This is a genomic window from Guptibacillus hwajinpoensis (assembly GCF_020171785.1).
In the GTDB taxonomy this organism is placed as follows: domain Bacteria; phylum Bacillota; class Bacilli; order Bacillales; family Guptibacillaceae; genus Guptibacillus; species Guptibacillus sedimenti.
Window position 1 is genome coordinate 105,973 of record NZ_JAIVAE010000005.1, and the last position, 17,476, is coordinate 123,448.

At 41.3% G+C, this 17,476-nt stretch carries 16 protein-coding genes; 12 read left to right on the forward strand and 4 right to left on the reverse strand.

The features are described 5' to 3' along the window. The first annotated feature begins 58 nt into the window (after positions 1-58). The 7 genes from LCL91_RS09215 to LCL91_RS09245 all read left to right on the forward strand — a co-directional run bounded on the left by LCL91_RS09215 (position 59) and on the right by LCL91_RS09245 (position 8,190). Positions 59-775 (forward strand): MurR/RpiR family transcriptional regulator, encoded by a 717-nt coding sequence (locus tag LCL91_RS09215; RefSeq protein ID WP_224881876.1) that lies wholly within the window; start codon positions 59-61, stop codon positions 773-775. Between the two features lie 251 nt (positions 776-1,026). Next, a complete protein-coding gene (locus tag LCL91_RS09220) occupies positions 1,027-2,295 on the forward strand; it encodes a glycosyl hydrolase family 18 protein (protein ID WP_224881877.1) in 1,269 nt (422 codons plus the stop codon). A gap of 211 nt (positions 2,296-2,506) precedes the next feature. Next, entirely contained in the window at positions 2,507-3,034 is a 528-nt protein-coding gene (locus tag LCL91_RS09225) for a sigma-70 family RNA polymerase sigma factor (RefSeq protein ID WP_224881878.1), read from the forward strand. Continuing rightward, the gene (locus LCL91_RS09230; RefSeq protein ID WP_224881879.1) at positions 3,035-3,979 is read left to right on the forward strand and encodes a hypothetical protein; all 945 of its coding nucleotides are present in this window, start codon (positions 3,035-3,037) and stop codon (positions 3,977-3,979) included. A gap of 15 nt (positions 3,980-3,994) precedes the next feature. Next, positions 3,995-4,531 carry a DUF6241 domain-containing protein gene (locus LCL91_RS09235; RefSeq protein WP_224881881.1) on the forward strand — a complete coding sequence of 179 codons (537 nt, stop codon included), beginning with the start codon at positions 3,995-3,997 and terminating at the stop codon, positions 4,529-4,531. 397 nt (positions 4,532-4,928) lie between these two features. After that, positions 4,929-7,091, forward strand: a complete 2,163-nt coding sequence (locus tag LCL91_RS09240; protein ID WP_224881883.1) for a PAS domain-containing sensor histidine kinase — start codon at positions 4,929-4,931, stop codon at positions 7,089-7,091. Positions 7,092-7,116: 25 nt separating this feature from the next. Beyond that, positions 7,117-8,190 carry a plasmid pRiA4b ORF-3 family protein gene (locus tag LCL91_RS09245; RefSeq protein ID WP_224881885.1) on the forward strand — a complete coding sequence of 358 codons (1,074 nt, stop codon included), beginning with the start codon at positions 7,117-7,119 and terminating at the stop codon, positions 8,188-8,190. 837 nt (positions 8,191-9,027) lie between these two features. Here LCL91_RS09245 and LCL91_RS09250 read toward each other — a convergent pair. The 3 genes from LCL91_RS09250 to LCL91_RS09260 form a co-directional block, all read right to left on the reverse strand. Then, entirely contained in the window at positions 9,028-9,159 is a 132-nt protein-coding gene (locus tag LCL91_RS09250; RefSeq protein WP_224881888.1) for a YvrJ family protein, read from the reverse strand. A gap of 77 nt (positions 9,160-9,236) precedes the next feature. Continuing rightward, positions 9,237-9,455 (reverse strand): DUF2922 domain-containing protein, encoded by a 219-nt coding sequence (locus LCL91_RS09255; protein WP_224881890.1) that lies wholly within the window; start codon positions 9,453-9,455, stop codon positions 9,237-9,239. A gap of 43 nt (positions 9,456-9,498) precedes the next feature. Beyond that, a complete protein-coding gene (locus LCL91_RS09260; RefSeq protein WP_224881891.1) occupies positions 9,499-9,717 on the reverse strand; it encodes a DUF1659 domain-containing protein in 219 nt (72 codons plus the stop codon). A 425-nt stretch (positions 9,718-10,142) separates the two neighbouring features. Here LCL91_RS09260 and LCL91_RS09265 point away from each other — a divergent pair, with 425 nt between their 5' ends. The 3 genes from LCL91_RS09265 to LCL91_RS09275 all read left to right on the forward strand — a co-directional run bounded on the left by LCL91_RS09265 (position 10,143) and on the right by LCL91_RS09275 (position 14,120). After that, complete coding sequence (locus LCL91_RS09265) at positions 10,143-11,237, forward strand: acyltransferase (RefSeq protein ID WP_224881892.1); 1,095 nt, start codon at positions 10,143-10,145, stop codon at positions 11,235-11,237. Positions 11,238-11,378: 141 nt separating this feature from the next. Then, positions 11,379-12,467 (forward strand): acyltransferase, encoded by a 1,089-nt coding sequence (locus LCL91_RS09270; RefSeq protein WP_224881893.1) that lies wholly within the window; start codon positions 11,379-11,381, stop codon positions 12,465-12,467. Positions 12,468-12,605: 138 nt separating this feature from the next. Beyond that, positions 12,606-14,120, forward strand: a complete 1,515-nt coding sequence (locus tag LCL91_RS09275; protein WP_224881894.1) for a cell wall-binding repeat-containing protein — start codon at positions 12,606-12,608, stop codon at positions 14,118-14,120. 92 nt (positions 14,121-14,212) lie between these two features. Here LCL91_RS09275 and LCL91_RS09280 read toward each other — a convergent pair whose 3' ends face one another. Beyond that, the gene (locus LCL91_RS09280; protein WP_425589671.1) at positions 14,213-15,562 is read right to left on the reverse strand and encodes an AMP-binding protein; all 1,350 of its coding nucleotides are present in this window, start codon (positions 15,560-15,562) and stop codon (positions 14,213-14,215) included. A gap of 298 nt (positions 15,563-15,860) precedes the next feature. On the opposite strand from LCL91_RS09280, the gene LCL91_RS09285 reads away from it, so the two are divergent. Together LCL91_RS09285 and LCL91_RS09290 are read left to right on the forward strand one after the other, a co-directional pair. Further along, on the forward strand, positions 15,861-16,679 hold the full coding sequence (locus LCL91_RS09285) for an alpha/beta fold hydrolase (protein ID WP_224881895.1): 819 nt from the start codon (positions 15,861-15,863) through the stop codon (positions 16,677-16,679). Between the two features lie 209 nt (positions 16,680-16,888). Further along, entirely contained in the window at positions 16,889-17,263 is a 375-nt protein-coding gene (locus LCL91_RS09290; RefSeq protein ID WP_224881896.1) for a hypothetical protein, read from the forward strand. Positions 17,264-17,476: the final 213 nt, after the last annotated feature.

Here is a 17,476-nt window from a genome sequence, read left to right on the forward strand (position 1 = left end):
ATGTGAAAAAATTGAATGGAGTGCTTACTTCGAGTGAAAGGAGGCGGGAGGATACCTAATGATTCAATTAGATACGAAGCATTTAACGAAATTAGAAGAAGAAGTTCATGGGAAGCTCTCAGAAGTTGTGGCCACAAATGATAAATTGAAAATCATTGATGCCGCTAAGCTGTGTGAGGTCTCCCCATCAAAAGTATCAAAGCTCGTGCGGAAATTAGGTTTTGATAACTTTAAGCAGTACAAGCTTTACTTCAGTGGACAGCAAATATATACAGAAAAGCGAAAGAAGTCGAGTGAAATCGACCGTTTAATGCAGTTCCTAGAAAACTTTGATCCTGCGTTAGTTGAGAATTTTGTTTCCGTTTTTCAAAAATATAAGAAGATCATCATTTACGGTCTCGGTCCATCATTTATTAGTGCGGAGTATTTCGGCTATAAGTTAACCGTTTCCTCTGATAAAAATGTAACTGTCGCTCAAAGTGAGGATTTTGCGAGTCGCCTGGCGGATGAAAATACGCTTCTGATTGTTCTATCTGTGACAGGGAAATTTTCTTCTTTTAAAAATTTGTTCACTGAAACGAAGAAGAATGGTGCCACGATCATGTTGGTTTTAGAAGAGTATGTGAATACACTAGACTCGATGGCGGACTATATATTCTATTTATCAAAGTTTAATCAAGATAGCGACTTGCTTCCGTTTGAAAAAACGCGAACGGTGTTTTTTATTTTTATTGAAGAAGTGATTGCGAGGATTAGTGGGGGAAGAGAGCGGTGAACACGATAGTAGGAAAGTGTCTTACTTCATAGGGGAATGAGGTAAGACGCTTTTTGTGTACAAGTTTTCAAGCGGTTCAAGCGGTCAAGCGGTGCCTGTTTCAAGCGGTGCCTGTCACCGCCCGAAGTATGTCACGAATTGTCGAAGGGTGTTTGGAATTAGAATGACTTAGGTTCCTCGACTATTCATGAACCCCTCTTCCCCAAAATAGACTAACAGTATAGCCTGCTGCATATTTGGGAGGAGATTCAATGGCGGTTCATACGGTGGTAAGTGGGGATAATCTTTGGCGTATTTCATTGGCCTATGGTGTGCCGATTTCAATAATACAGAAGGTGAACGGACTTGTGTCTGATCGACTTGTTCCAGGATTAAACCTGTATATCCCGGATCAGGATCTACCTGAACGATTTTACCAGCTTAAACAGGGCGACACGTTTTGGAATCTCTCTCAACAGTATAAGACTTCCGTTCAAGCGATTGTTGCTGCAAACCCGATGTTGAATCCGACGGCTCTCCCAATCGGTGCAAGAATTAACATTCCAACGATGCAAAAATATCAGATGGAAACGCTCGTCTTTTTCGATGCAATCGAAGGTTCACCTTATGTAGAAACGTTAAACAATCTGAGCGGTTCGATTACTTATTTAGCAGTGTTCACGTATTCTTTTACGGAAGAAGGAGAGCTAATTTCAATCAATGATGCTGCCATTTTAAAACAAGCGAAGGCGTTGAATATCAAACCTTTGCTTGTTATTAGTAATTATGATGTCCAAATGTTTAGTGCTGCGTTAGCTGGTACCGTCCTTCAGAATAAGGAGAAAAGGGCAACGCTCATTCAAAATCTCGTAAGAATAGTAAAGGAAAAGGGATATGCAGGGGTTAGCGTTGATTTCGAATTCGTGCCACCAGAGAGACGAAATGATTTTACGTCATTTTTAAAAGAGCTAAAGAAGGGGCTTGGCAATCTGACACTCCAACTTAATGCGCACGCGAAAAGCAGCGATTTGCCGACAAATCGACTGGTTGGCTTTCTAGATTATCGAGCCGTAGGGGAGATCGTGGACATCGTTTCGGTGATGACAATTGACTATGGCTATGCGATTGGCCCACCGGATCCGATTGCCCCCGTCTGGTGGGTGGAAGAGATGTTGATGTATGCGACGAGTCAGATAAACGCTCGCAAAGTGATGATGGCGATGAGTCTTTACGGCTACGATTGGTCATTGCCAGCGCAGGAGAAGCCAGCCGAAATGATTCCGGTGGAAAATGCGCAAAATCGTGCGATTGACGGGTGGCTTCCTATTCAATACAACAATGTAGCTCAAGCTCCAACTTACAGCTATAACTTAATGGGTCAGGAGCATGTGGTTTGGTTCGAAGACATTCAAAGTATCAAAGAGAAATATAAACAAATGCAAGCCTATGATCTGCTGGGGGCTACTTATTGGCGATTGCGGTTTCCGTTTCCGCAGAACTGGGCGTATATGGAGAAGAACATGAAGGTTTTGAAAGGTTAAACAAACGTTTGATTAATAACCTATAAGTATGATCACACGCGAAGAATCACAAAAAGCGCTTATGCTTTTTGTGATTCTTTTTTGTGTTATAGTTTTGAAGCTAAACCATTTTACGGTAAATTTGGTTTTTATCCATTAAAAAAATGAAGTTTTTGAACCGATTTTGGGAAGTTGGTCGTCTATCATACAGGGAAATCCAGGGGGGAGCTCGTTGGGGGAGAAAATTAGAGAGAATGAGTTTGAAAGAAATGAATTAATCAAGGAGTTGATCGATGATTTTGCAGAGCCGATCAAGCGCCTTGCTTTTACATATGTGAAAAATTGGGCGGTAGCCGATGACATTACGCAGGAAGTGTTTATTTCTTGTTTTAAAAACATCGACCGTTTTAGGGGAGACAGCAGTTATAAAACGTGGTTATTTAAAATTACCGTCAATCGCTGCAAAGATTATTTGAAGAGTAAGTGGTTCAGGTCGATGATTCCTTTTCGCGGGGACGAAAAGGTGGGGGTGGGCACTGGACTTGATGAGATTCTCGTTCAAAAAAGCGAAGGGGAAGAGATTTCCGAGAAGGTGCTTTCACTAACAGTGAACTATCGAGAAGTGATCATTTTATTTTATTATGAAGATTTAAGTCTTCAAGAAATAAAAGAGCTAACAGGGATTAAAACAGAGACGATCAAAACGAGATTAAGGCGTGCTAAATTGCAACTTCGTGAGCTTTATAAGGAGGTTGAGTAGATGGAGGACAAGCTGAAAAATCTTCGTAAGGATATGGATGAGACGGTTTTGAAGAAGGGTGAGGTGAGTGAGGAGGAGAAGGAGCGGATTTATTACAAAGTGATTCATAGTCGTTCTTCCAAGCGGAAAACAAGACGCTTTGTTCCGGCCCTATCTATTGTTACTTGTTTACTTCTGATACTTATTCTTGGGTCTACTAGTTTTTCTGATTTCTTTAGCACAGAACAGAGTACGGAAAAGGAAGATTTTAATCAATCGGATGAATCTGTAGGTGACGATGAAAATGAATCAGAGAAAAAATTAGAGAACGAACAAGCTGAATTTGATAAACGAAAATTTCCAGATGAGCATTACCAAAAAATTTATGATTATTTATTGGAATGGGAGTTGCCAGAGGAAAATCGCGTAATAGCGGAAGAATCCGAAGTTAAATATGAGAATGGCTTTAGCTTTTCAAAAGATACGGGCTACATATCAAGTATCGATTTGGGAGAGGGGAGCACAGATGTTTCGGAACGCCCTCTTCCTACAGAGGAACAGTATATGGGCGTAGTGATGGGATCTATACATGCAATGGCCTCTGAATTGGAAGATAAACCTACACCTTCTGGTACGACACATTTCAACGATGAAAAAGGGAATTTCACTTTGGCCGTCAATGATGACGGGATTAAAGTGATTTATACTCAGAGTTCATTGATCAGGGACCGAATGGAACTAGCATTGAACTATTCTGATGAACTTCCCGCATTAAAAAGCGAGATCGACAAATTTTATACAAATGCTGAAAATTTAGCAAGTGAATCCGCTTCTATGGAAGATGATAATGTGGAAAAAGCGAAAGAACTAGAGCAACAATATGTCCTCCTTAAGCGAAGCATCGTTAACCTTGCTGGAATCATAGATTTAGCTCGAGAAGATAAATTGAACGAACAATCATACTAAGGAGTTGTCTACAACATGCCATCCACTAAAACAATACTCATTTCAATCATATCCATTGTCTTTCTAACTCTTGGGCTTGGCTATTGGTTTATCTCAGATATGAATACGAGTTTGCTAGAAGAAAAAGAAGTAAGTGAAGCGTCCGATGAGGGAGCAGCAGAAGCTTCAGAGGGGATTGATCAGGAACGCTATATTGATGAGGGGTCAAATTCCACAGCGAATGAGGATATTCCGAGTGAGCAGCATTTTATGAACACGCTACACGGGATGACGCATCAAAAAGTTTATGCAGAAGAGAAATGGACGCTCGTTGAAATGACCGATGCGCGTATTGCCGACATGCTTGCCATTCTGGATCAAGTCGAAGGTACGGGAGAGTATGAACATTACGATTTATATGAGCAAGCGTTAATGAAATGGAAAAACGGAAATTTTGAAAACGCAGTTTACGTTCATAATGAGCTCTGGAGCTTGAAAAACGGATCAATTGGAAAGGCGAGTCGGTTATTGTCTGCAGATGAAGAGCGGGCATTTATTGAGGAGCACTACTAAAGAAAGGGATTGAGCGATCATGATGAAATTAAAAGTTTCCGAAACAGAGAAATCCGTTTTTTTTAGATGGGTTGCGGTATAACAAACAAAGCGGTGCCATTCACTTGAAGTACTAGGAGTGAAGGAACTTCATTACGTGAAAAAAGGTTCGGATCTCTATGAGCCATTGCTTCAAGAGGTTAAGCGAGTTTCTGATACAGACCGTTAAGTTGACGTTAAACAAACGTTTGATTAATCGTTTCGTATGTAGGAAGAGCGCCTGCTATCTCTAAGTTAATTGAGGGAAAGAGTAAACCGCTGTAGTCAGCGGTTTATTTCTTTTGTGAAGCCTTACATCAATTATAAAATATGAGATAATAAAAGGAATGAAAGGCAAATTTTGGAGGGTGTGGGCGCTTTGAGTTATGAAAAATATTACGGTAGAATTCCCCTCCCTTTATTCGTAGTAGATTTAGAGGGCGCTGTGATTTACTGTAACGAAGAAGGGAAAAAGATTCTCCCGAAAGATGATGATAAAGAAAGTTATTGTATTGATCAAATATGGATGGTTGATCATTCTGCTCGACATTTTATGAAGGAACTCAATGGGTCTTCAATAGAAAACTCGATCGAAGTGACCTTCACTTCGGTTTTGGACAAGGAAGCTCATCTTATTGAAATCTCCTATTTGGAAGAAAACCTTATGCTTTTCGTTTGTATCAAAACATTAACCTCGAATCATGAAGAAAATATGAAGCAAGAGTTGAGTGAACTGCACTTAAAACATGATTTTCTAATTGCTGAAAACCCCGACGGTATTATTTTTGTTGACCGGGATGGACATATTACCGATATTAATCAATCTCTTCAATTTATGATTGGTTATGAAAGATGCGAAATCATAAATACATATGAAAAGAATATTTCATTTCAAGAATTAAAAAGAATAAAATATTATACGAGTAAGGCATTACGGGGAAAAGCACAAGTCTATGAAACAAACATCACTCATAAAAATGGGGACCTCATTTATATCGAAGTTAAAACAATTCCAATTAGAATTCACCAGTCGTACATTGGTGCCTACAACATATTAAAAGATATTACTGCTTATAAATTGGCGCAGCAAGAAGCGTTTAAACAAGAAGGACTTCTTCGTTCTCTCATCAATTCTATGCCGGAATTTGTCGTTTTTCAAAACCATAATGGCCAGATACTAGAGATGAATCACTATGCGAAGAAACTTTTTAACTTAGAAGGCCAGGATGTAGTAGGCAAAACGTTTGCTGAAATTGGGAGTGCGAAGTGGGATTCTCTCCCTCTTTTAAAAGAGACGTTTCCCTCTGAGTTGACAAAGGACAATGCATCTAATATTCAATTCGAACATCAGCTTTTACATAATGGAGAAGAACGAACGTTTGATATTGTCAAAGCAACCGGTCCTTTAGGCGAAGGAGAAAGAGGTTATCTGATTACGATTGGTCGGGATATCACACATCGGAAGAAGGTAGAAGAAGATTTAATTGAAACAAAAGAGCTTTTGGAGTCGATTTTTTCTAATAGTGCTGACGGAATTTCTGTTATTACCTTAAACGGAGAAGTGTTAAAAACGAACTTGGCATTTCAACAACTTTATGGGTATTCTGAAGAGGAAATGCCACGTCATATGATTGAGCTCTATCCTGATGGAAAACGCGATGAAGCAAAGTCCATATGTGATACAGTGACAAGTGGCAAAGAGATCATTGGTTATGAAGCCGTTCGAAAGCATAAAGATGGCAGGTTATTGGAGGTTAGCGTAACGTACTCTCCGCTTAGAGATCAGGAGGGAAATGTGCTCGCGATCTCAGCGTTTACGCGGTATATCGGTGATAGAAAACGAACGGAAGAGTTGTTGATTCGTTCCGAAAAGCTTTCGGTTATTGGACAACTAGCAGCCGCAGTGGCCCACGAGGTTCGGAATCCATTAACGGCAGTAAAAGGATTTATTCAACTATACAAAGGGAAAATTGATGGGAAGATTCACGAGTTGATGCTGTCTGAGATGAATCGAATCGAAAATATCATTTCAGAGTTCTTATCCCTTGCAAAGCCTCAAGCTGTCACCTATCAGCAGGCAAATGTTACAACGCTTATTTGTGATACGTTATCGATTATGAACTCGCAGGCGCGTATAAACAATGTCTGTATTAAGAAAGACCTTCACGAAGTACGAGATCTTGTGGAGTGTGAAGTGAATCAAATCAAACAGGTCTTAATCAATCTAATAAAAAATGGGATTGAGTCGATGCCAGATGGAGGAGAGTTAACGATTCAAACGAGCCAAGAAGGCGAGACATTTCGGATCGCTATCTCCGATCAAGGGGTAGGCATTTCGAAAGAACGGCTAAAGCACTTGGGTGATCCTTTCTTCTCGAATAAGGAAGCGGGCACAGGATTAGGATTAGTGGTTTGCTATAAAATCGTTCACGAGCACGGTGGACGGATTGAATTCGATAGTGAACTAGGAGTGGGAACAACTGTTAGTGTGTTGTTGCCGTTAAAGGCGCTAAAGGTGCCTGTCACCACCCGGGATTTGTAAGAATTTGTCGATAAAGGAGTTTACTATGTTAATTCAATGCACCAAGAAATTATTGCAAGAATTAAAGGTTGATGTTGTGACGGAGGTGGATGAAGATCCGCTACATTCCTGGCATGCTAACTTGATTAAACTTGGTCGTAAGAAGGTCGTGGTTTTTACGAATGACCAAAACCGCTATGCGATTGTGTTATACGGTGTGAAAGCAAAAGATCTCAAGGAGTTGGACGTACTGCTGCTAGAAGGAATAGAACGAGCGTTTGAAGCAGAAGGGATTAAGCAGGAGATCATTGATCAATTGATTCAGAACGTAGGAAATACCTCTTATGCAAAAACAAAAAATCCGACAACGGTTGCCCGTTTAAACAAAGCTTGTGAAAATGTTGAATTTGGTGAAGATATGATTGATCCTGACTCGCTGTTTCAAGAGGAGTTGAGTCAGTGGGTTAGTCGTGTGATGTATGGCAACGGAAAAAATAGCTACATTCATCCAAATGAGGAATTATATAAGGATCTAGAGAAACTTTCTGGAGGCCCGATTTTTAGTACGGAGGCCGTTGAATTAAAAGTAACACTCGAACTTAGCGATTATACGATTTGGCGAAGGTTAAGGATTCCAACAAACACGACTTTCTCCCATTTTCATCGCATCCTCCAAGCTGCATTCGGATGGATGGATAGCCATCTTCATGATTTTATGATTTATTCGACTGAAAATGAGCAGCCGCTCGTGAACTTAGTCAGCAGTGAACATGCCTTTGAATTTCAAGGAGAGACACCAATGGTTCTAGAATCAGGGAAGAAACTATCGGATTATCTGCCTTCACAAATGGTGTATACGTATGACTATGGTGATTACTGGGTGCATAAGATTGAGGTTGAAAAAGTCATTGAAACCGCTCATTCGAATGTTCCAGTCTGTCTTGATGGAGAAGGTAATGCCCCTCCAGAAGATGTTGGTGGAGAAGGCGGCTTTAAGGAATTTCTCCATATTATTCGTGATCCTAATCATCCTGACTATGAGCATATGGTGAACTGGGGTGCTGCCCAAGGGTATGAGCCGTTTGATCGGAATGAGGTTAATTTTTGGTTGAAGAAATAAATTAGAGCACGTCCGTATCAGCCTGCTTGGAGCATCACTGGGGAACTCCTAGTGATGCTTTTTAACATTTTATGAGGAAGTTGTTTTATCTTTTCTTTTATTAAGTTAAGCGTCCTTCCGCTACAATCCCCTCCAAATCTGACCCGCTTCCCCTTTTCTTATAACTTGTTACCCCTCTCTGTTTCATTTGAAAGATAAATCTTTTCATATCTCTTGATTCAGCTCTTGACTTCTAACGCCTTTCCTGACTGAAGGAACTAGATCAGATAGGAAACATTGGACAAAGAATGACTACCTTTACAGCACTGACAAGTTGCATCAGCGCTGTAAAAGCAGACGTTCATACTGAAGTAGACTGAGACCTTCTGAGGTTTCCACCGTATCACCCGATTTGAACGCTTGAATTTCTTCAACAGCGCGCTTTCTACACATCAAACCAGTCCAATGTGCGTCATCTGCGCGCTGCTACCTGTACCGTAGTACACCTGGTTACCTACCCGAACCGTTAAGGCCGTTCTCGCCATAGCTTCCCACCACAGAAACCGGGAACTGCGGGAATTGTGGGAACGCTGAATTTTCTGCATCGGCTTCAGCTTACCTGACAAGTTTTGTTTTCGAACGTGTGGTAGGCATTCCACGTTCTGACGCGCCGCGCACTTAAAGAAACCTCACATGCTTTTCTTTTAAAAAAGGTAGGAAGCGGTTTGTCGGTATGAAGTTGTCTATGTAGGAATCTGGTTGAAAAAAGCATATGTATGAGAAGAGGGAAGAAAAAGAGATTCAGCCGATCTGGTGGATGAACCTCACATTCTTTCATAAATTTCTACGGTGACGGTGCTATAGGCTTGTCCGAAGTATTGGCGTTGGGGTGATTTGTAAAATTGTATCGTTCAGCGTATCAAGCTTTTGCTCAATGCGGTGTAAAAGGTAGAGCGTCACCAACACCGGAAAACCGACCTCGAGCATCATTCAGGACTCCATTCATTTCCCTTCTTCTGTTTGGCACGGATGAAAGAGGAAGGACAATTGCCCTTCCTCAAAATCAATTAGCCAATGATAATGTCGTTTTCGTTCCGTTCAATAATGCGCGCGCCTTTCTTAGCCACAACATCACCACCGCTTGTTGTGAAGCAGTTCTGCATGATGATCGCATCCATTGCTGCGGCAATGGTTACTGGATTGACGGGTTCAACTGGATCAGTGAGTGTGATGGAAAATGGTTTATTGTCACGTGTATTGAATTGAAGTTCAAGTGTTTTCGCCATAATTGGTATCCTCCTTTCTTAGTAATTGTGCTGCTCTTGTTGCTTACGCCTGAAGATCAGAAGAGTCATTGCGCTCGACTGCAAACAGGTTGTGCTGTTGAAGCGGTGCTAGCGCTGAAGCGACTGCGAAGAGAGCATCAGGCGTAGCGGATGTTTTCACGTTGTTGAAGTTCTTGCTACGAAAGATTGATTTGCCGTTTTCATCAACGCCTACTTCAAGAACAAGGCGAAGCTGCGTATCCATGAGAGAAGCTGTTGCCATGTTGATCACCTCCTTTCACTCTATATATCGTTTGGAAAGAGCGAAAAGGGGCATTGGGGGTGAAAAAAATATTGGTGCCTGTCACTTGTCGAATTATCGATGTTTGGCGAAGGAGTAATAGATAAGTAATTAAGTCGCTGTAGGACAACTGATTTTTTAGGAATGAGGTGCATAGAAAAAGGAGTTTTCATCTGTGAATAACATCTGATGAAAACTCTCAATTCTAAGTCCAGCGATTAAAGTTAAATAAACGCTGGCTTAACAAGTAAATGAAAATCATTCTTTATAATCCTCCACCCTAAGTAAATCCTACATGTCACTGTTATTAATCTTTTGTAAAGATTCCCCACACACCCTCCACAGCGAGCCACTCATCTTTATAATGGAGGTAGAAATCAAGCCAAACCATAACAGGATGTGAGCTCATGCAGAAAACGAGAAATGGTCTAAATGAAATCTATTTTCTTAGTGCGATTGCCTGTTTGATTTTAGTAGGTGTGCAGGTGTTTGAGATGTTTGCTTTAAAAGAAGCTTTTTCAGAAATAGCGTCTTTTTCTCATACAAGTGGTCGATTTAGCATCGCAGCTTTTGCGGTGATCGTTGGTGCATTTGTATTTCATAAAGTCGGCAATCAACAGTTTGAAAAGAAATCTTTCAGTCGCTCCGTTATTTTGAAAATGATTTTGCTTGTTGCATTGTGGGGTTCATTCTACTTCGTCTTGATGAAGATGATCGAGGGAGAAAGTCTAGTTACTGGTTGGGGAGCACTTCCTTTTAATGCAGTAGTGGATGAAGCTTTCTATACATTGTCTTTTGTCATAGCTGTTCTACAATTTCTGCTTCTTTATCCGTTATTGAAACTCGTTGAATCAAAAACAGGGTGGGCGTTGATGCTAGCCGCTTCTGGCTTAATTACTTATTTCGCACTTCATGGCTATTTTTCAGGAACAACGACGGTTCAAGCCGTTCTAGAACATCCAGCCTTTCTTACAAATTGGATCTTTTTCTTTGTATTTGGTAGCTTTCTAGCTCATTACGGAGAGAAGGTTCAAATGCTAGCGAAGAAGTTGAACTCGGTTGGATTTGCGATCATGCTCGTCTTGGTTGGACTCACAGTTGTTGATCTTAACGGTGGCATGACTGAAGGGGGATGGATGATGGTCGCTATCCCTCTTGTGACAGTTTCTTTACTCGTGATCTATCCATTTGTGGAGAGGGTAGTTTTGTTAGATATTTTCCTTGCAGCAATTGGGAAAAGCGCTTTTGGAATTTATCTTGCACTTCCTGTAGTTGTTTTCACTTTTGTTAATGTCATGCCAGAATCCATGTTTAGTCATGAATATATCGTTCTTGTTTACTCTGTTGTTCTAGGTACCACACTCTTTATTAGCCGAATGGTCGAGATGTTTCCAATAAAAATGGAATTCAAAAGATACCGATTGAGCAAGTCGTATGGTTCGAATGGTGCCTGTCACCACCCGGTATATGTCAATAAATGTCGAGAGAAGGCTCTTTCCTAAGTTTGGGAAAGAGCTTTTTACGTTGCTAGTGAATCTTTACAGCGACGTTAATTTTGTGTAAATAATCTTCAGGAATCTCCATTTACTAGTAGAACGGTTATATAATTTGGTGGAATTAAATTTTCAAATGGATGTGAGTAAATGCAGAAAGCAAATCAATATATAAATGAAATTCATTTCCTGAGAGCCATAGCCTGTATATTTGTATTATTTGTCCATGTTTCAGCTAATTACTATGGCAAGCATGGGAATGAATTTAATGAGATAACGCAGTTCTTTAATCAGATTGGCCGATTTGGAACACCGATTTTTGCTGTAATTAGTGGTTTTCTTTTATTTCTACAGGTTCGAAATAAGGGGTTTGATGTGAAGCGATTCTATCATTCTCGTATGGTAAAGATCGGTATGCCATTTCTGATCTGGAGTGTTTTGTACCTTGTTTTTATGAAGGTCGTTTTGGGTGCGGAAATCTACACGGATTGGAAGAGCTTTCTTGTTGATTTTGCGATGGGAGAATCTTATTATCATCTTTATTTCATGTCGATCGTTTTTCAATTCTATCTCATTTTTCCTATTCTCCAACTTGTGAAATCAAAAATCGGCTGGTGGATTCTACTTGTTTCAGCTCTATGTCTTAATATTTACTTTGTAAGTTTCTATTCGCCTGAAACAACAAATCTTATATCGGAGCTTTTAACGCAGAGAGCTATTTTTACGAAGTGGGTGTTCTTCTTTATTTTTGGTGGATTCCTTGCTTATCATTGGGAGTCTATTCAGCGAATAGGTAAGAAAATAGACTGGTTTGGCTATGTTGTTTTTGGTGGATTAGTCGTTATAGCCGTCTATGAGTACAAGTTGAAAGGTTCAATTCCGAATAACAGATGGGCCAACATGGTGAATATCCCGGTGATGACCGTGGCCGTTATTGGCATGTATCAATCCCTTCGAAAAGTAGAGTGGCTTGAAAAGTTCTTTGAAATGCTCGGGAATTTATCGATGGGCATCTATCTGGTTCATCCTCTGGTTATCTTCTTTTATTCGCGATCACTTCCAGATGGAGCGTGGACCACGGCAACTTTTCCAATAATCTTTGGCCTAGTCCTAGTGACCAGTATTTTAGTTATTCGCGGAATTCAACTTCTTCCACTGAATCAGTACATTGTGACAGTACCAGCTAGGAAAAGGAAGGCTACAAATCGGGTGCCAGAAGTGGTTTTAGAAGGAAAGTGATTGTTAGAATGAAATGATGCTCAAAAAACCTCAATGTGATGATGCATTGAGGTTTTTTGAAAGTTTAATCTCCTAACTTTTCGTTATAGTGAACGTTTGCATATGCTATAAAAGGGAATTGTTCATCGAGGTGATGAGATGATCGGAACGTATTCTAAAAAAGGTTTGATAATAGGAGTTAGTTTTCTATTTCTTGCACTAGTATTTCCAAGAGTAGCGAGTGCGATTGAAATGGAGCGTATTTCAGGGCAAGATCGTATTCAAACGGCGGTCGAAGTGGCTAAAAAAGGATGGCCTAATGGAAGTGATGTTGTGCTTCTAGCGAGAGCCAATGACTTTCCTGATGCATTGGCTGGCACTCCGCTAGCGTATCAAGAAAATGCGCCAATCCTATTAACTTCTTCTACATACATATCAAGTAAGACAGCGAAGGAGATTGCTAGATTAGGTGCGCGTAAAGTGTTTATTCTTGGTGGGAAAGGTGCGATATCTGATTCAGTGGAACGGCATCTAAACGAAGAGATGGATTTAGCGGTTCAGCGGATATCTGGACAAGATCGCTACGAAACGGCGGCTAAAATTGCTAAGGAATTAGATGCATATGATACCGCTGTTGTCGCGAGCGGTGAAGATTTTCCAGATGCACTCTCCATTTCGGCTTATGCCGCTCGAGAAGGATATCCGATTTTATTAACAACAAAAGGAAAACTTCCTGCTGCTTCACAGAAATTAATAAACGAAACGAGCAGAAATTATCTTATAGGCGGGGAAGGTGTGATCAGCGCGTCCGTCGAAAAAGCAATCTCTTCTTCTAAGCGAATTTCAGGAAGTGATCGATTTGAAACATCACGAGCGGTAGCAGATGAATTTGGACGAGAAGACGCTGATCAGCTTTATGTTGCTACAGGGTTTGACTTCGCAGACGCTCTAGCAGGCTCCGTATTAGCAGCGAAAACAAATGATCCGCTCATGCTGATTGAAAAAAACTATGTTCCTAACGCTACGAAACTATTTATTGATGAAAATGGAGTGAAATCATTTCGTATACTTGGCGGCACTGGAGCGATCGATCAGTACGTTGGAACAGAACTTTCATTGCCAATTCAGCTTTTACTAGTTAATAAGCAGAGAGGTATTCCGGCAGATTATGTTCCTAACATAAGAGAGCCTGACGTTCCATTTCCTTTTCGAGAAGACCATGAAAAGCGCAACATGAACGCTATTGCAGTTCCTCACCTAGAAGAGCTTTTCCAGGCGGCAGAAAAAGCAGGGCTTGATTTATATGCACAGTCCGGCTATCGCTCCTACGCACGTCAAAAAGCAATTCACGACCGTCTCGTAGATCAATATGGTGAAGCTTATGCCAATCGAGTCAGCGCAAAGCCCGGACATAGTGAGCATCAAACGGGTTTAGCGATGGATGTTACAAGTCCTGATGTGAATTATGGATTAGTTGAAGCATTTGCAAACACGGATGAAGGACGCTGGGTCGCTCAACATGCCCATGAGTATGGTTTTATTATTCGCTATCCAGAAGAGAAAGAAAGCGTAACCGGATATAAATATGAACCCTGGCACTTACGGTATGTTGGGGAGACTATTGCGCGGTATATGAAGGATAATGAGCGTGTGCTGGAGGAGTACTTGAGGTAGAATGGTCGCGAATGGTGCCTGTCACCACCCGATAAATGTAAATAAATGTCGAACAGGCTGGCGATGCGCCAGCCTGTTCTATTGGGGTTTTTCTAGATCGTGAAGTTAGGGGATATAGAAGCTCGAGATCGGTCGTCAACGATGCGCTTTGCTTTTCCTTCAGAACGAGGGATGGATTTTGGCGACTTTAAATTCACGTCTACTGATATAAGCGCTTTCATTTTTAAGGTTTTTCTAATGCGATTTGTAAGGTCGGTGGCGAGGGGGTGCGTAAAGTCTTCCTTGTCCTGCAATTTTCCATAGAATTCTTCACATACTTCGACGTGCAATGTCACATGATCGAGGTGTCCTTTTTTCTGCAGGTGAATTTGATAATGAGGGACAAGTTCTTCTAGGTCACAAATATATTGTTCAATCTCAGAAGGGAACACATTGACGCCACGAATAATGAGCATATCATCAATACGCCCCTTTACTCGACTCATTCTTGTTGTTGTCCTCCCGCAGAGACACTTTTCTCTTGTAATGGATGCGATGTCACCTGTGCGATAGCGAATGGTAGGCAAGGCTTCTTTCGTAAGACTAGTGAAAACAAGCTCTCCATATTGGCCGTCATCAACTGGTTTGAGCGTATCTGGGTTGATCACTTCAACGAGAAAGTGATCATCTGCAATGTGGAGGCCCTCCTGACATTCCACGCATTCCATCGCGATACCGGGTCCCATTACCTCACTTAGCCCGTAGATATCAGATGCTTTTAACTGGAATAATTTTTCGATTTGAAACCTCATTTCTTCTGACCAGGGTTCGGCACCGAGTATGGCATATTTTAAAGAAGTAGTGGCAGGGTCAATCCCCTGTATCATCATCGCTTCACCTATATTTAGGAGGTAAGAAGGGGTAGAGCATATGATCTTAGGTTTGAAATTCTGGATGAGGGTGATTTGGTTGGCGGTGTTCCCACCTGAAATCGGAACAGTCGCGCAGCCCAAACGCTCTGAGCCAGCATGGAGCCCGAGCCCACCTGTAAAGAGGCCATAAACGTAGGCGTTATGAAGAATATCTCCCTTTTGGCCGCCAGCGAGTGCGATGGACCTTGCGACGATATGTGCCCAATGTTCAATATCATTCTTTGTGTATGCGACCACGGTTGGTTTTCCACTCGTTCCAGACGAAGCATGGATTCGAATGATATCTTTCATTGGACAAGCGAGCATGTTGAAAGGATAGTTCTCTCTTAAGTCTTGTTTTTTGGTGAAGGGAAGACGGCGCAGGTCGTCTAGGGACTCGATATCGTCCGGGGTCATATGTACTTCTTTAAAAGTTTCCTGATAGAAAGGGACGTTTTGATAGGCGTTTGTCACGGTGCGTTTTAAGCTCTTTAATTGGTGGGCATGCATTTGCTTCGTATTCCACGTTTCTCGTTCTGAATAAATTGCCATACGGTTGCCTCCTTGTATGATACAAATTAAACGACTGTGAGAATTAGTGTCATATTAAAGGTACCTTGTTATGGAAAGAAGGTCAATGGGATTTAAGAGAATTGTGTCTTTGGTTGGGAGTTTGTGAGTCGCGGGTTCGCGGGTGCCTGTCACCGCCCGATATTTGGCATTATTTGTCGAGTGATTTCTTACACTTATTTCGAGCTTATTGGATATGAAAAGAGGGGTTTGCAAACTGGTAGCGAACCTTGTAGAGGATACACCATAACAAAGTTCATATTAAAGGAGAGGGTTACCGATGTCATTTATCGAAGTGAACGAAACACCGCTCTATTATGAAGATTATGGTCCAAAGGATGCCCCAGTTTTGGTTTTTAGTCATTCGTTGTTTTTTAATTCGGATATGTTTCAACACCAGATGGAACACTTTTCAAAAGATTATCGAGTCATTTGTTACGATCACCGCGGACAGGGAAATAGCGGTCGGTCTTCTTTAGAAAACCTCGATATGGATACGCTTACAAATGATGCTATTGCATTAATTGAGAGTCTAGGGATTGAGAAATGTCATTTTATCGGAAATTCGATGGGAGGCTTTATTGCGCTTAGAATTGCGGCTAGAAGGCCGGATCTTCTCCATTCGTGCGTGGTACTTGGAAGCTCTGGGGAAGCAGAGTATAAGAAAGAAGAGTTCCAACCGCTTGTTACACAGCTTCAGAAGAATGGGGCGGAGGAAGTTGTGGATACGCTGATGTACATCATGTTTGGTGATGCTTCGCTTGGTTCAATGGAATTCGAAAGAGAGCGTAATTACTGGAGAGACTATATGAAAAAGCTTGAGCCGTCGATCGGAGACGCTGCTCATCAGGTTATCCACCGAAATAGCGTACTGGAGGAACTTGAAGGCGTAACCGTACCTGTCCTTGCTGTTGCAGGTGAACAGGATCATGCGTACACAATTAAACTTTCAGAGAACATTGCGAAGGCGGTCGAGAATGGTCGTTGTGAAGTTGTGGGGCGAGCAGGTCATTCGGTAGCGCTAGAGAAGGCTGCAGAAGTAAATAAAGTGTTGGAGAAGCACTTTATAAGGTTGAAGGTCCGGCAGAGTAGTTTATAATAACGGACTCGATTTAAAGTATACTTAATGAAACGTTGTTGACCCAATGTACGGTTTCAGAGAAGAAATGATAGAGCCTCAGATTCATTGAGGTTCTTTTTCGTGTAGTTATAACTTTTTACTGAGTATGAGATCGTTGTAGGAATAATACATGGAATTTTGTAGAAACTAAGTAAGGAGTAAAACCATTTGTTAGGAGGTTATGAGTGATGTGGAAAAAAAGGAACGGCGTGTGGAGTTTACTAACTGCAGCGATTTTATTGCTCACGTTTTCGACTCGCGCAAGAAAAGGTGCTAGAAAAGCTCTGTTAAAAGGGTCAGATGTGGCGATTGGTTTAAAAGATCAATGGACTGGAATGGCTTCTAAGGGCAACAAGAACAGTCGTCGAAAAGAGGAGATTGAAGTACCGGCGTATCCCTCTTATGTAGGGTACGAAGCGAAGCGAGAAGTTAGCAATCGAAAAGGTGGGGAGAAAGTTCGAAAAGTAAACCCAACCCGTTATAATAATGCTAAGAATGTTATGAACGATGAAAGAATGCCATATCAAATGGCGGAAATTGCTGAAGAGTTTGATCTGAATTAAGCGTTGGGGTGGGGGAGAGAGGGTAGCGGGGCTATCTGGTGCCTGTCACTGCCCGATTCTTGTAGTTATTTGTCGAATGGAAAAAGAGCCCGCTGGTATCGACCCCCAAAAGTTAGAGTAGAAAACTAACTTTTGGGGGTGTTTTTGTGGCTAAATATAGTGAGGAATTTAAAATAAAACTTGTAACCGAGTATTTAGATGGCAATCTTGGAT

Excerpts from the sequence above, each read along its gene's own strand:
- LCL91_RS09215 (WP_224881876.1), top strand. The coding sequence starts at position 59 with ATGATTCAATTAGATACGAAGCATTTAACGAAATTAGAAGAAGAAGTT.
- LCL91_RS09285 (WP_224881895.1), top strand. The coding sequence starts at position 15,861 with ATGTCATTTATCGAAGTGAACGAAACACCGCTCTATTATGAAGATTAT.
- LCL91_RS09245 (WP_224881885.1), top strand. The coding sequence starts at position 7,117 with ATGTTAATTCAATGCACCAAGAAATTATTGCAAGAATTAAAGGTTGAT.
- LCL91_RS09260 (WP_224881891.1), bottom strand. The coding sequence starts at position 9,717 with ATGGCAACAGCTTCTCTCATGGATACGCAGCTTCGCCTTGTTCTTGAA.
- LCL91_RS09270 (WP_224881893.1), top strand. The coding sequence starts at position 11,379 with ATGCAGAAAGCAAATCAATATATAAATGAAATTCATTTCCTGAGAGCC.
- LCL91_RS09265 (WP_224881892.1), top strand. The coding sequence starts at position 10,143 with ATGCAGAAAACGAGAAATGGTCTAAATGAAATCTATTTTCTTAGTGCG.
- LCL91_RS09280 (WP_425589671.1), bottom strand. The coding sequence starts at position 15,562 with ATGGCAATTTATTCAGAACGAGAAACGTGGAATACGAAGCAAATGCAT.
- LCL91_RS09220 (WP_224881877.1), top strand. The coding sequence starts at position 1,027 with ATGGCGGTTCATACGGTGGTAAGTGGGGATAATCTTTGGCGTATTTCA.
- LCL91_RS09235 (WP_224881881.1), top strand. The coding sequence starts at position 3,995 with ATGCCATCCACTAAAACAATACTCATTTCAATCATATCCATTGTCTTT.
- LCL91_RS09250 (WP_224881888.1), bottom strand. The coding sequence starts at position 9,159 with ATGATGCTCGAGGTCGGTTTTCCGGTGTTGGTGACGCTCTACCTTTTA.
- LCL91_RS09255 (WP_224881890.1), bottom strand. The coding sequence starts at position 9,455 with ATGGCGAAAACACTTGAACTTCAATTCAATACACGTGACAATAAACCA.
- LCL91_RS09290 (WP_224881896.1), top strand. The coding sequence starts at position 16,889 with ATGTGGAAAAAAAGGAACGGCGTGTGGAGTTTACTAACTGCAGCGATT.
- LCL91_RS09230 (WP_224881879.1), top strand. The coding sequence starts at position 3,035 with ATGGAGGACAAGCTGAAAAATCTTCGTAAGGATATGGATGAGACGGTT.
- LCL91_RS09275 (WP_224881894.1), top strand. The coding sequence starts at position 12,606 with ATGATCGGAACGTATTCTAAAAAAGGTTTGATAATAGGAGTTAGTTTT.